A 13,108-nucleotide genomic window follows, 5' to 3' on the forward strand; every position below is an offset into this window, starting at 1 on the left:
CCTTGGCGCATGTCGCGTACCGCAGAAGAAATAGCCACCCAGCCCGCCTGCTGGCGCCGGGCGGTGGAAGCGGCCGCCGCCTTCGACGACCTGCCGAGGCCCGGTGAGCGGGTCGCCGTCACCGGCTGCGGAACGTCCTGGTTCATGGCCATCGCCTACGCGACGCTGCGCGAGGCGGCGGGCCTCGGCGAGACCGACGCGTTCGCCTCCTCGGAGTTCCCGGCGGGCCGCACCTACGACCGTGTCGTGGCGATCACCCGCTCCGGCACGACGACGGAGGTCCTCGACCTCCTGACCCGCCTCAAGGGCACCGTCCCCACGCTCGCGCTCACCGCCGATCCGAAGACGCCCGTCATGGACGCCGCGGACTCGGTGGCGGTCCTGGACTGGGCGGACGAGGAATCGGTCGTCCAGACCCGCTTCGCCACGACGGCCTTCGCCTTCCTGCGGGCCGGCCTCGGCCACATCCCCGGCCTCAAGACGGTCCAGGACGCGGCGGTGGACGCGGAACTCGCGGTGACGGAACCGCTGCCGGCGCCGGTGGTCGGCGCGGAGCAGTGGACGTTCCTCGGCCGCGGCTGGACATACGGTCTCGCGCTGGAGGCCGCACTGAAAATGAGAGAGGCCGCGGGTGCCTGGACGGAGTCCTACCCGGCGATGGAGTACCGCCACGGCCCCATCTCCATCACCGGCCCCGGCCGGGTGGCCTGGATGTTCGGCATGCTGCCGGAAGGCCTGGCGGAGGACGTGGCCCGCGTCGGCGGCGAACTGGTCGCCCGCCAGGAGGTCGACCCCCTGGCCGACCTCATCCGCGCGCAGCGGCTCGCCGTGGCCCTGGCAGAATCCCGCGGCTACGACCCGGACCACCCCCGCAACCTCACGCGCAGCGTGATCCTGACAGCACCCCCCACCCATTGATCCATCACCACCGCCCGGCCCCGCCCCCCCTGAACCGCCGCTCCGCGGCGAACATCTCCCGCCCACGGAAGCGAACCCGGGTGGGTGCGCCCCCTGAACCGCCGCTCCGCGGCGGATGCCTCCCACCCACCCACCCGTTCACCCCGCACCGAACCACCCCGTAGGAGCCGCCGCCGGAGCGGCGCGGGGGCCGGTGCCCCACAGCGGGGCAGGCCGTCGCGGAGCGACGGAGCTTTACCGGGGGCGACAGGTGCGGGGCAACGGGTGGGCGGGTGGGAAGACCGCCGCGGAGCGGCGGGGTGGTTCCGGCGCCCGACGGTGGGGCAGGCCGTCGCGGAGCGGCGGAGCTTTACCGGGAACGACAGGTACAGGGCAAGGGGCGGGTGGGTGGGAGAGCCGCCGCGGAGCGGCGGAGTGGTTCCGGCACCCGACAGTGGCGCAGGCCCCAAAAACGCCCGCCCCGACACGGGACCCCGAAGTGGACTAGACCTCTCACGGGGTGACGCGCGAGACTGTTCCCGTGAGACACGTCATCGCCCTCGATGTGGGCGGCACCGGAATGAAGGCCGCCCTGATAGGGGCGGACGGCACCCTGCTGCACGAGGCCCGCCGCCCCACCGGCCGCGCCCGAGGCGCCGACGCGGTCGTGGAGTCCATCCTCGACTTCGCCGCGGACCTCCGCGCCCACGGCATCGCCCACTACGGCGAGCCCGCGACAGCGGCAGGAGTGGCCGTCCCCGGCATCGTCGACGCCGACCGCGGCATGGCCGTGTACGCGGCCAACCTCGGCTGGAGCGACGTCCCCCTGAGGGACCTCCTCAGCACCCGCCTGGAAGGCATCCCCGTGGCCCTCGGCCACGACGTCCGCACGGGCGGCCTCGCCGAGGGCCGCATCGGCGCCGGCAAGGGCGCCGACCGCTTCCTGTTCGTCCCCCTCGGCACCGGCATCGCGGGCGCCATCGGCATCGGCGGCGCCATCGAACCCGGCGCCCACGGCTCGGCCGGCGAGATCGGCCACATCGTCGTACGCCCCGGCGGCCCGCCCTGCGGCTGCGGCCAGCGCGGCTGCCTGGAGCGCCTCGCCTCCGCGTCCGCGGTCAGCAAGGCGTGGGCCGAGGCGAGCGGCGACCCGGAGGCGGACGCCGCGGACTGCGCGAAGGCCGTGGAGTCCGGTGACCCGAGGGCCCAGGAGGTCTGGCGGAACGCCATCGACGCCCTGGCCGACGGCCTGCTCACCGCCCTCACTCTGCTGGACCCGCACACCCTGATCATCGGTGGCGGCCTGGCCGAGGCGGGGGAAACCTTGTTCACGCCGCTGCGGGCCGCCGTCGCGGCGCGCGTCGTCGAGTTCCAGACGCTGCCGGAGATCGTCCCCGCGGCCCTCGGCGACACCGCGGGGTGCCTGGGGGCGGGCCTGCTGGCCTGGGATCTCGTAAACGGAAAGCCTTCAGAGCAAGAGCAACAGCAAGAACAACAGCAAGAGCAAGAGCAAGAGCAAGAGCAAGAGCAAGAGCAAGAGCAAGAACAAGAACAAAACCCCTCGAACAACACCACCCACCCCACGGAGGTACCCACCTGATGGCCACTAGCAAGGTTCTCGCCGGTGCACAGGTGGTCCTGCCCACCGGAACCGTCACGAACGGCCGAGTGATCGTCGAGGGCAGCCGCATCGGCGGGAGCGCTCCCGCCGATGCCGAGACGACCGACCTGACCGACCACTGGGTGGTCCCCGGCTTCGTCGACATCCACAACCACGGCGGCGGCGGCGCCTCCTTCACCTCCGGCACCGTCGAAGACGTCCTCAAGGGCATCCACACGCACCGCCTGCACGGCACCACCACCGTCGTCGCCTCCACCGTCACCGGCGAGATGGACTTCCTGGCCCAGCGCGCCGGACTGCTCTCCGAACTCGCCGAGCAGGGCGACCTCGCGGGCATCCACTTCGAGGGCCCCTTCATCTCCCCGTGCCGCAAGGGCGCCCACAGCGAGGGCCTGCTCCGCCACCCCGACCCCGCCGACGTCCGCAAGCTCGTCGACGCGGCCCGCGGCCACGCCAGGATGGTCACGCTCGCCACCGAACTCCCGGGCGGCATCGACTCCGTACGTCTCCTCGCCGAGCACGGCGTCATCGCGGCGATCGGCCACACGGACGCGACGTACGAGCAGACCGTCGAGGCGATCGACGCGGGCGCCACCGTCGCCACGCACCTGTTCAACGCCATGCCGGGCCTCGGCCACCGCGCCCCGGGCCCGATCGCCGCGCTCCTGGAGGACGAGCGGATCACCGTCGAGCTCATCAACGACGGCACCCACCTCCACCCGGCCGCCTTCGAGCTGGCCTTCCACCACGCGGGCACGGACCGCGTCGCGCTGATCACCGACGCGATGGACGCGGCGGGCTTCGGCGACGGCCGCTACATGCTCGGCCCGCTGGAGGTCGAGGTGAAGGACAGCGTCGCGCGGCTCGTCGAGGGCGGCTCGATCGCGGGCTCGACCCTGACCCAGGACCGCGCGTTCAAGCGCTCGGTGACCGTCGACGGGCTGTCCGTCGAGGACACCGTCCGCGCCATCTCCGCCAACCCGGCGAAGCTCCTTGGCCAGTACGACAAGGTGGGCTCCCTGGAGCCCGGCAAGGACGCGGACCTGGTGGTCCTGGACGCGGCCTTCGACGTCAAGGGTGTAATGCGCAAGGGTGAATGGGTGGTTGCACCCCTTTAACCGACAACCCCACCCGAACCCCACCTGAGCACAAGGCGGTTGGCCCTCACCCCTGGGCCAACCGCCTCCTGTTTGGCATGATCAGAACCCTGGAACGTCGAACGAACAGGCACTTCGGGGGTGGTACGGGTGATCCTCACCGTCACGCTGAACGCCGCGCTCGACATCACCTACCGCGTCCCCGCCCTCACCCCGCACGCCTCGCACCGCGTCACCGAGGTGACCGAACGCCCCGGCGGCAAGGGCCTGAACGTCGCCCGCGTGCTGACCGCCCTCGGCCACGACGTCACCGTGACCGGCTTCGCGGGCGGCGACACCGGCCGCACCCTGCGCGACCGCCTCGCCGCGGAGCCGCGCCTCACGGACGCTCTCGCCCCGGTCGCGGGCGCCACCCGCCGCACCCTCGCCGTCGTCGACGCGGCGACCGGCGACACCACCCAGCTCAACGAGCCGGGACCGGCCGTCACCCCCGCCGAGTGGGCCGCTTTCCTCGACTCCTACGACGCGTTGGTGCACCGCGACGGCCTGACCGCGGTCGCCCTCTGCGGCAGCCTGCCCCCCGGCGTCCCCGTCGGCGCGTACGCCCTCCTCATACGGTCCGCACGCGCCGCCCGCGTCCCCGTCCTGCTCGACACGAGCGGGGAACCGCTGCGCCGCGGCGTCGCCGCACGCCCCGACATCGTCAAGCCCAACGCGGACGAACTCGCCGAGCTCACCGGCTCCCACGAGCCCGACCGGGCCACCCGCGACACCCGCCGCAGGGGCGCCCACGCCGTGGTCGCCTCACTCGGCGCCGACGGCCTCCTCGCGGTCACCGCGGACGGCACCTGGCGCGCCCGCCCCCCGAAGCGGGTCCGCGGCAACCCGACGGGCGCCGGCGACTCGGCGGTCGCGGGCCTCCTCTCCGGCCTGGCCGAACACCTTCCGTGGCCGGAGCGCCTGGCCCGCGCCGTGGCCCTGTCGGCGGCGACGGTGGTGGCGCCGGTGGCGGGTGAGTTCGACCCCTCCACGTACAAGGATCTGCTGCCTCGTGTCGCGGTGACCGGGCAGGTCACCGCGGCCTGAACCTCCGCACCGCCTAGAGCAATTGGGGAGAACCGTGCCACTGGTCAGCACCGGCGAACTCGTCTCGGGGGCCCGCGCCGCGGGTCACGGCGTCGCCGCGTTCAACGTCATCACCCTGGAGCACGCCGAGGCGGTCGCGCTGGGCGCGGAGCGTGCGGGGACCCCCGCGATCCTGCAGATATCCGAGAACGCGGTGAGGTTCCACGGCGGCCGCCTCTCCGCGATCGCGGCGGCCACGGCGGCGGTGGCCCGCGCCTCGTCGGCGCCGCTCTCGCTCCACCTCGACCACGTCACGGACGTCGAGCTGCTGCGCGCCGCGCACCCCGAGGGGTTCAGCTCGGTGATGTTCGACGCGTCGAAGCTGTCGTACGGCGAGAACGTGAAGGCGACGGCGGACGCCGTCCGTTGGGGCCACGAGCGCGGCATCTGGATCGAGGCGGAGCTCGGCGAGGTGGGCGGGAAGGAGGGTGAGGCGCCGCTGGACGCGCACGCACCGGGTGTGCGGACTGATCCGGCGGAGGCGGCCGCGTACGTCGCGGAGACGGGCGTGGACGCCCTCGCGGTGGCGGTGGGTTCCTCACACGCGATGACGGAGCGCACGGCGTCCCTGGACCACGAGTTGATCGCCGCCCTCGCGACGGCCGTGCCCGTCCCCCTCGTCCTGCACGGCTCAAGCGGCGTACCGGACGACGAGATCCGGCAGGCGATCGCGTCCGGCATGGTGAAGATCAACGTGGGCACGGCCCTCAACACGGCGTTCACGGGCGAGGTCCGCGCCTACCTCACCGCCCACGAGACGGGCGTCGACCCCCGTAAATACCTCGCCCCGGCTCGCGAGGCGATGGCCGGGACGGTGGCGGGGTTCCTGGGGCTGCTGAAGTGATCAGCAGCCCGCGCGGCTAACCGTGGCTGCCCTCGACAAGCCACATCTGGTCGATGTTCGCTCCGGTCGTCCCGCACAGGTCGCTCTGTGCGCAGGTGAGCGTGACGGTGTTGGTGCCCTTGGTGAGCTGGACCACCGCCCAGGTGTTGGTCCAGCCCTTCTCCCAGTTCCCTTCCTCCGCGTGGGCGAAGTTCTCCATGTTCAGGGGACGGGTCTGCTTCTTGCCGTTGACGAGGATGGTGGCGTTGGAGTCCTTGCCCGGCACTCCGTAGTTCACCCGGAGGCTGTACGCCCCGGCCTTCGGAATGCCGTTGACGGTCCACGTTATCTGCGCGCCGACCTTGTCGAACCCGGCCACGTACACCCCGCCGCCCGCCTTGGCGCCCGTGACGTCGGACGCCGTGGTCGTGCCGCCCTCCAGCTTCAGGGCCTTGGCGTCCGTCTCGGGGAGCTCCACCTTCTTCTCGGGCTTCTTGGACGGCTTCTCGCTGGGCTTGACGCTCTCGGCCTGCGACGGCGTGGAGCCGGCCCCCGTGTCCTTGCCCTTGTCGTCGTCGTTGCCGGTGATCAGCGCGGCGCCGATGCCGAGCGCGACGACCGCGACGACGGCGACCGCCGCGATCAGCAGGCCCTTGGTGTTCGGCCCGCGGCCACGGCCGCCGCCCGCGGGCGCGTACTGCGGCGACGCGACGGGCGCACCGCCGGGCTGCGCCTCGGGGGCGGTGTAGTGGGCGTTGGGCTGGCCGTAGCCCTGCTGGGGCTGCTGGGCCTGCTGGTGCGGGACCTGCTGGCCGTACGCCTGCTGGCCGCCGTAGGTCTGCTGGCCGTACGCCGGGCGCCGGTCGCCGACCGCGCGGACCTGGTTGTACGAGGACCGGGGACCCGGGTACCCGTAGCCGCCCCCGCCGCTGGGCGGGGTCGCTCCGGCGGCCTGCCCGTCCTCGTACAGGTAGCCGAACGGATCGTCGTCGCCCTGCGGCGCGCTCGGCGTGTTCTCGCCGTTATTGCCGGGCGTCATTCCCTGGTCACTCCCTCACATCGCTGACGCGGGGAGCCTACCCGGTCCCATGGCGGCCAAGGGGTGGCGTTGGCCTCATCCAGGGGGTCAGCCGGCCCGCCTGTGCTGTTTGGCACGGGACCGTTTCTCCACGTACATCCGCTGGTCAGCGGAGTGCAACACTTCGTCGGCGGACATCCCGCAGTGGGCCCATCCAATGCCGAAACTTGCCCCTACGCGGACCGCTCTGCCGTCGACGCGGATCGGCGGGATGATCGCGTTCCGCAGCCGGACGGCGAGGTCCTGGGCGTCGGCGCGGCCGAGTCCGTCGGCGAGGACGACGAACTCGTCGCCGCCGAGCCGCGCCACGGTGTCCCCGTCCCGCACCCCGCTGGTGAGGCGGCGGGCGACCTCGATGAGGACGGCGTCGCCGGTGTGGTGGCCGAAGCGGTCGTTGATGGACTTGAAGCCGTCGAGGTCGCAGAAGAGGACCGCGAGGCCCTTCGTGCCGTCGTCCACGTCGCCGTCGCCGCCCTCGGGGGCGACGGTGTGGACGTGGTGGTCGAAGCCCTCTTCCTGCTGGTGGGACGCGTGCCCGAAGTCAAAGCCGTGTTCGTAGGCCGCGTCGAGGGAGTCCACCGCGCTGGGCTGGCCCGCGTGGGGCCTGCGACAGAGACGGGCGCTGAGGCGGGCGCGGAGTTCGGCGGAGTTGGGCAGTCCGGTGAGGGAGTCGTGGCTGGCGCGGTGGGCGAGCTGCAGCTCGCGGCGCTTGCGGTCCTCGATGTCCTCGACGTGGGTGAGGAGGAAGCGGGGCCCGTCGGCGGCGTCGGCGACGACGGAGTTGCGCAGCGACACCCATACGTACGTCCCGTCGCGCCGTGCGAGCCGCAGTTCGGCGCGGCCGCCCTCGGCGCTGGTGCGCAGCAGCGTCCCGATGTCCTCGGGGTGGACGAGGTCGGAGAACGAGTAGCGCCGCATGGCGGAGGCGGGGCGTCCGAGGAGGCGACAGAGCGCGTCGTTGGTGCGCAGGATGCGCCCGTGCTGGTCGCCGCCCATCTCGGCGATGGCCATGCCGGAGGGTGCGTACTCGAAGGCCTGCCGGAAGGACTCCTCGCTGGCCCGCAGTGCCTGCTGTTCCCGTTCGAGGCGGACCAGGGCGCGCTGCATGTTGGCGCGGAGGCGGGCGTTGCTGATCGCGATGGCGGCCTGGAACGCGTACATCTGGAGCGCCTCGCGGCCCCAGGCGCCGGGCCTGCGGCCGTTGCGGGGCCGGTCCACGGAGATCACGCCGAGCAGTTCGCCGCCGGCGGCGCCGGTCGCGTACATGGGCGCGAAGAGGCGGTCGGAGGGGTGCCACTCGTCCTCGAAGCGGGGTTCGGGGCCTTCGGTGTACCACTGCGGGACGTCGTCGTCGTCGAGGACCCAGCCCTCGGTGTACGAGATGAAGCGCAGGGCTCCCCAGGCCTCGCCCATGGCGAGGCGGCGCTCCCAGGCGTCACGGGAGCCGACGCGTCCGGTGATGAGGGCCTCGGCGGAGGGGTTGCCCGCGAAGGCGGCGACGACGAGGTCGCCGTCCGGGCGCACGAGATTGACGCAGGCCAGCTCGTAGCCAAGGCCGTTGACGACGCCGTCGGCGACGGTCTGCAGCGTGTCCGCCAGGCTCCGGGCCGTGTTCAGCTCCGCTACCACCTGGTGCAGCTGCCGCAGGGTCGCAAGACGGACGTACGGCTCCGACTCGGTCTCCATGCTCGTTCTCCCCGAGACCTCGACAGCAACTCCAGGATGCGCGGCGCCCGCAGTGTTCTTCGGTGTGGACCTCTGTTGGCGGTGGTCTTCCGTGACGTTGACCTTGTGCCTTTGTGCCCTCAGTGTCTTTCACTGACGTCCATTGTCTGATTGCCACCGTCACTGAATCACAGCGAGCAGCTCACTCGGTACACAGGGTCAACAAAATATGGGTCCTGTGACTCAAGTCACAGGTGAGCAGCCGCCGTTGGTCCAGTCCCTTGGACTAGTCCACCGTAGGCCGCGGCACTGAGTGCCATGAGCGTCCGCCATCGGTCCTAGGACTCCTCTGGGACCGGAGCCCGATGTTTTGGGTGCCACGCACGGGCTAGCTTCGACGATGTGGCTCACGTACTGAAGACTCTCCCGGCCCCGTCCGCCCCACGTTCCCCGTCACCGGATGGGCATGCTGATGGGGTGAGCAACGACGAGTTCCGCGCGGCGATGTCCCGCCTGGCGGCGGGCGTGGTCCTGGTGACGGCGCGCGAGCCCGGCCTGGACCCGGACGACCCGACCGCCCCGTTGGGCGAGGACGTGGGCATGACGGCCACGGCCTTCCTCTCGGTCTCCCTCGACCCGCCCCTGGTCATGGTCAGCCTGCGCGAGGGCTCCCGGATGGACGACCTGCTCGCCGAGCAGCCGATGTGGGCGGTGTCGGTGCTCGCCGAGAGCCAGCGCCACATCGCGGGCCGCTTCGCGATGAAGGGCCGCATCAGCGACCGCCTGCTCTTCGAGGACATCCCCTACGTACGCGGTTCGGCGTCCGGCGCCCCGATGGTGGGCGGCGCGCTGGCGACGCTGGAGTGCCGCACGGAGCAGACGGTGGCGGCGGGCGACCACACGCTGGTGATCGGCCGCGTCCTGACCGCGTCGGTCCCGAGCGGCGAGGGCGGCCCCCTCACCTACTTCCGCGGCCGCTACCGCCACCTGGGCTAGCGCCGTCGCGGGGCGCGCCCCGTAGGGGCGCGGGGAACTGCGCGAGCAACCCAAGACAAGCCGCAGGCGCATCTGGCGGGACCCCAGCAGACGCGTCTGCGGCTTTTTGCGTGGCTGGCCGCGCAGTTCCCCGCGCCCCTTGCGGGGCACCCCGCGACGCCACGCGTCGGGTCAGCCCCAGCCCCGCCCAGAGCGCCCCCGCTTGGTCTCGCTCCGCTGTTTCTTGTTGCGAAGGCGCCGCTCGTTGATGCCGCGAGGAATCTTCGTCGCGCGCCGCGGCTTGGGCGGCGGCGCGGTCGCCTCGGCGAGCAGGGAGGCGAGCCGCGTCGCCGCCATCTCCCTGTTGCGCCACTGCGAACGGTGCTCACTCGCGCGTACGGAGATGACGCCGTCGACGAGCCGCGGGCCGAGCCGTTCGAGAGCGCGCTGCTTCCACACCTCGGGCAGCGCGTCCGTGTTCGCGAGGTCGAACCGCAGCTCGACCTGGGAGTCACTCGTGTTCACGTGCTGCCCGCCCGGCCCTGACGACCGCGAGAAACGCCACATGAGCTCGGCCTCGGGCAGGGAGACGGAGCCGCGGATGACATGGGGACCGGACATGCCTCCATGGTCCCGCGTCTGTCGGGCTCACGTCACACCCTTTTCCGCCCGCGGCGTTCCGGTTCCGCGGGTAAAGAAAGTAAAGCGATGCGGAACCCTGGGGACCCTGGTCCGCGTTGTTAGGGGTGACGGTAGCTTCGTCCCCAGTACGAAGCCCGTACGTATGCAACGAGGGAAGGGACTCCCAACAATGGCAGTAAGCCTGTCCAAGGGTGGCAACGTCTCGCTCACCAAGGAGGCTCCGGGCCTGACCGCCGTCACCGTGGGCCTCGGCTGGGACGTCCGCACCACCACTGGCACCGACTTCGACCTGGACGCCTCCGCCATCGCGGTGAACACCCAGGGCAAGGTCTTCTCGGACCAGCACTTCGTCTTCTTCAACAACAAGGCGACGCCGGACCAGACGATCGTCCACACCGGTGACAACGTCACGGGCCAGGGCGAGGGCGACGACGAGCAGATCAACGTGAACCTCGAGGGCCTCCCGGCCGACATCGAGAAGATCGTCTTCCCGGTCTCGATCTACGACGCCGAGAACCGCTCGCAGAACTTCGGCCAGGTGCGGAACGCCTTCATCCGCATCATCAACCAGGCCGGCGGCACGGAGATCGCGCGCTACGACCTCTCCGAGGACGCCGCCACCGAGACCGCCATGGTCTTCGGTGAGCTGTACCGCAACGGCGCCGAGTGGAAGTTCCGCGCGGTCGGCCAGGGCTACGCCTCGGGCCTGGTCGGCATCGCCCAGGACTTCGGCGTCAACGTCTGAGTCGACGCCCGACGGTGAGAAGGGCTCCGGCAGCACGGTTCTGTGCTGCCGGGGCCCTTCGGCATCCGCACCCTCGGCACCCATCCGACCGGAGCGGTGTCAGGCGGTCGGCGTCAGATGGGAAAGCGCCATGAGTCGTCAGGCGTCAGCAGGTGGCTGCCCTCGGGGGAGAGTTCCGCGCGCATCGAGTGCAGAGGGAACCTGCCGTTCTCCTCCCACCTCCTGCGCACACGTTCCAGGGCGTCCCAGAGCCGACGAGGGCCGCCCTGGTGCACCACGGGCGACGTACCGTCCTCGGCTCGGGCCCATGAGCCGTCCGCAGCGAGCAGCCACACCACGCGCCGACCGTCGTCCGGGTACGTTGCCGCGCGGGTCTCGACCCCGGGTGTGTCCAGCTCGAACAGCCACCGGAGCGGCCATTCCTGCCACAGGTCGGGGATGGCTCCCTCGGGGGCCCGCACGTCCTCGCCCTCGCGTACACGTGCGGCCACGAAGACGTCGTCCAGCTTCCCTGGGTAGTCCGCTTCCCGCCGGGTCTCCATGAACGTCGCCGGATCGGGCTGGACAGTCCCCCGCGCGATGCCGTCCGTGCCCATGTCCGCTGTGATCAGCAGGGCGGTGTGGGCAACGGTCGTGACGACTCGTCCCCCGGGGCGGAGCGCGCGGAGCCACGAGGCGGGGACGGGCCGCACGGACACGGTCGCCATGATGCGGTCGTACTCGGTGTCGGGGAGCTCCCCCGTCGCGTCGACAGCCTCCAGCCGAGGGGTTCGCCCGAACCCGGCGAGACGCGTACGGGCAGCCTCGACCAGGTATGGGTCCACGTCCACGCTCGTCACGTACTGGTCCCCGAAGCGACGCGCGAACAGGCCGGCGGAGTACCCGGAACCGGTACCCACGTCCAGCACACGTTGCCCCGGCTGCACATCGAGCCGATGGGCCATCGAAACGATGAGTCCCGGCAGGGTGCTGGACGAGGTGGGGTCGCCCTTCCCCTGCTCGCCAGGGGCCGCGTGGTCGGCATGTGTGGGACCGACGCGGGTCACGAGCGTCTCGTCCGTGTAGGCGGCGCGCAGCAGCTCGGCGGAGCTCTCGGGCGGGCTCACCAACGCCCATTCCTGCGCGGCGCTGTCCGGAATTCGCTGCCACCAGCGCGGGACGAGCTTGTGGCGGGGGGTGTTGCTGACGGCTTCATGCCACCCGGGTGCGTCCACGGTCACCTTGTCGGCGAGGGCACGAGCGGCGTCGGTCCACGCGGGCGCTCCGGTCATGCGGCCACTCCTTGCAGTGCGTCGGCCATGGCTTGCACAGGCTCTGGTCAGGGCCGAACTGAGCGCTGTCTCCTGACGTGGCTCAGCAACCGCCTTCGGCGCGGCGGGATTTCTGCCAGCGGACCAAGGCGTTCAGGCGCGCGGGCGTGGTGGCTATCACCGTGTCCGGGTCGTCGCTCTCGCGGAGGAGGAGATGTTCCTCGTCTCGGGCGAGTTCGACGCAGTCCTCGGCGTCGATGCCCGAGAAGGACGACTTCTGCCATTGCGTCGACATAGAAGGGGACCTCATAGCTCTCTCGCGATCTGTTGGATGAGTTGCCGGGACTCCTGCACGCTCAGTGCGGCACGTTCAGCGGTGTCGAGCAGGCTTCCGAACCTTTGGATTTCAGCGCCGGTAGTGACGGAGATACCGCCCACGGGGGTGTCCAAGTGCACGGTGTCGAGCTGTGGGACGACTCCGCCCGCGTACAGCACGGAGTGCCCCGCCTCGATGAACTCCTCGCACGTGAACGGGATGACTCGTACGGTCACCGCGGGCCGCTCCGAGGCGTCGAGCAAGTACTGCAACTGCCCCTGGGCGACCTTGCGTCCGCCGTACCGCATACGCAACGCGGCTTCGTGAATGAGGGCCACGAACGGCGTCGGCTCAGCCCGCTCGAAGATGCCCCGCCTCTTCAACCGAAACTCCACACGTACATCCACCTCAGCAGGCGGAAGCCCAGGGGTATGGCTGTCGTGCAGCGCCCGCACGTACTCCTCGGTCTGGAGGATGCCCGGCATGCTCATCAGCTGAACGCTGCGCAAGTAAGAGGCGTGGTGCTCCAGCTCCGCGATGTTCAGGAACCCGGGGCCAAGTACGCCCCGGTACTCGGCCCACCAACCCCTGACCCGCTCCTCCGCCATGGAGCAGAGCGCCTCGACCAGGTCGCTGTCGGTCGCCGAGTACAGACTTGCCAGTCTGCGTACGCGCTCCCCGCTGACCCCCCAACGCCCCGCCTCGATATGGCTGATCTGCGCCTGGTTACCGCCTATCAGCGCTCCCGCCTCACGCGCGGCCATGCCCGCGGACTCACGGAGCTTGCGCAACTCCGCGCCCAGCCGCGCCTGACGCGCTGTGGGGTTACTCCTGGGTGGCATCCATCCCCTCCTGATCGAGCGGCCCAAGTCTG

The 13,108-nt window shown here is 71.2% G+C and carries 12 protein-coding genes and 1 pseudogene; 7 read left to right on the forward strand and 6 right to left on the reverse strand.

Annotated elements, in window-relative coordinates:
- Nucleotides 1–9 precede the first annotated feature (9 nt).
- The 5 genes and pseudogenes from AC07DO_RS20375 to AC07DO_RS20395 all read left to right on the forward strand — a co-directional run bounded on the left by AC07DO_RS20375 (nucleotide 10) and on the right by AC07DO_RS20395 (nucleotide 5,584).
- The gene (locus AC07DO_RS20375) at nucleotides 10–918 is read left to right on the forward strand and encodes an SIS domain-containing protein (RefSeq protein WP_479061361.1); all 909 of its coding nucleotides are present in this window, start codon (nucleotides 10–12) and stop codon (nucleotides 916–918) included.
- A 520-nt stretch (nucleotides 919–1,438) separates the two neighbouring features.
- A pseudogene (locus AC07DO_RS20380) lies at nucleotides 1,439–2,368 on the forward strand (ROK family protein); the annotation flags it as partial.
- A gap of 128 nt (nucleotides 2,369–2,496) precedes the next feature.
- On the forward strand, nucleotides 2,497–3,636 hold the full coding sequence (gene nagA, locus AC07DO_RS20385) for an N-acetylglucosamine-6-phosphate deacetylase (RefSeq protein WP_479061363.1): 1,140 nt from the start codon (nucleotides 2,497–2,499) through the stop codon (nucleotides 3,634–3,636).
- A gap of 129 nt (nucleotides 3,637–3,765) precedes the next feature.
- Nucleotides 3,766–4,701, forward strand: coding sequence for a 1-phosphofructokinase family hexose kinase (locus tag AC07DO_RS20390; RefSeq protein ID WP_479061365.1), 936 nt, complete (start codon nucleotides 3,766–3,768; stop codon nucleotides 4,699–4,701).
- A gap of 34 nt (nucleotides 4,702–4,735) precedes the next feature.
- Nucleotides 4,736–5,584, forward strand: coding sequence for a class II fructose-bisphosphate aldolase (locus AC07DO_RS20395; RefSeq protein WP_479061366.1), 849 nt, complete (start codon nucleotides 4,736–4,738; stop codon nucleotides 5,582–5,584).
- Between the two features lie 16 nt (nucleotides 5,585–5,600).
- On the opposite strand, the gene AC07DO_RS20400 is transcribed toward AC07DO_RS20395, so the two are convergent.
- Both AC07DO_RS20400 and cdgB read right to left on the reverse strand, forming a co-directional pair.
- The gene (locus AC07DO_RS20400) at nucleotides 5,601–6,602 is read right to left on the reverse strand and encodes a carbohydrate-binding protein (RefSeq protein WP_479061368.1); all 1,002 of its coding nucleotides are present in this window, start codon (nucleotides 6,600–6,602) and stop codon (nucleotides 5,601–5,603) included.
- Nucleotides 6,603–6,689: 87 nt separating this feature from the next.
- The gene (cdgB, locus tag AC07DO_RS20405; RefSeq protein WP_479061370.1) at nucleotides 6,690–8,327 is read right to left on the reverse strand and encodes a diguanylate cyclase CdgB; all 1,638 of its coding nucleotides are present in this window, start codon (nucleotides 8,325–8,327) and stop codon (nucleotides 6,690–6,692) included.
- Between the two features lie 456 nt (nucleotides 8,328–8,783).
- On the opposite strand from cdgB, the gene AC07DO_RS20410 reads away from it, so the two are divergent.
- Nucleotides 8,784–9,302 carry a flavin reductase family protein gene (locus AC07DO_RS20410; protein WP_479061371.1) on the forward strand — a complete coding sequence of 173 codons (519 nt, stop codon included), beginning with the start codon at nucleotides 8,784–8,786 and terminating at the stop codon, nucleotides 9,300–9,302.
- 171 nt (nucleotides 9,303–9,473) lie between these two features.
- Here AC07DO_RS20410 and arfB read toward each other — a convergent pair whose 3' ends face one another.
- Entirely contained in the window at nucleotides 9,474–9,902 is a 429-nt protein-coding gene (gene arfB, locus AC07DO_RS20415) for an alternative ribosome rescue aminoacyl-tRNA hydrolase ArfB (RefSeq protein WP_479061373.1), read from the reverse strand.
- Nucleotides 9,903–10,092: 190 nt separating this feature from the next.
- On the opposite strand from arfB, the gene AC07DO_RS20420 reads away from it, so the two are divergent.
- A complete protein-coding gene (locus AC07DO_RS20420; RefSeq protein WP_125513572.1) occupies nucleotides 10,093–10,668 on the forward strand; it encodes a TerD family protein in 576 nt (191 codons plus the stop codon).
- Between the two features lie 113 nt (nucleotides 10,669–10,781).
- On the opposite strand, the gene AC07DO_RS20425 is transcribed toward AC07DO_RS20420, so the two are convergent.
- The 3 genes from AC07DO_RS20425 to AC07DO_RS20435 form a co-directional block, all read right to left on the reverse strand.
- Nucleotides 10,782–11,939 (reverse strand): methyltransferase domain-containing protein, encoded by a 1,158-nt coding sequence (locus AC07DO_RS20425; protein WP_479061374.1) that lies wholly within the window; start codon nucleotides 11,937–11,939, stop codon nucleotides 10,782–10,784.
- Between the two features lie 82 nt (nucleotides 11,940–12,021).
- Nucleotides 12,022–12,213 carry a DUF397 domain-containing protein gene (locus tag AC07DO_RS20430; protein ID WP_479061375.1) on the reverse strand — a complete coding sequence of 64 codons (192 nt, stop codon included), beginning with the start codon at nucleotides 12,211–12,213 and terminating at the stop codon, nucleotides 12,022–12,024.
- An 11-nt stretch (nucleotides 12,214–12,224) separates the two neighbouring features.
- Entirely contained in the window at nucleotides 12,225–13,076 is an 852-nt protein-coding gene (locus tag AC07DO_RS20435) for a helix-turn-helix domain-containing protein (RefSeq protein WP_479061377.1), read from the reverse strand.
- Nucleotides 13,077–13,108: the final 32 nt, after the last annotated feature.

The sequence above is a fragment of the Streptomyces sp. NPDC045678 genome (assembly GCF_056432085.1).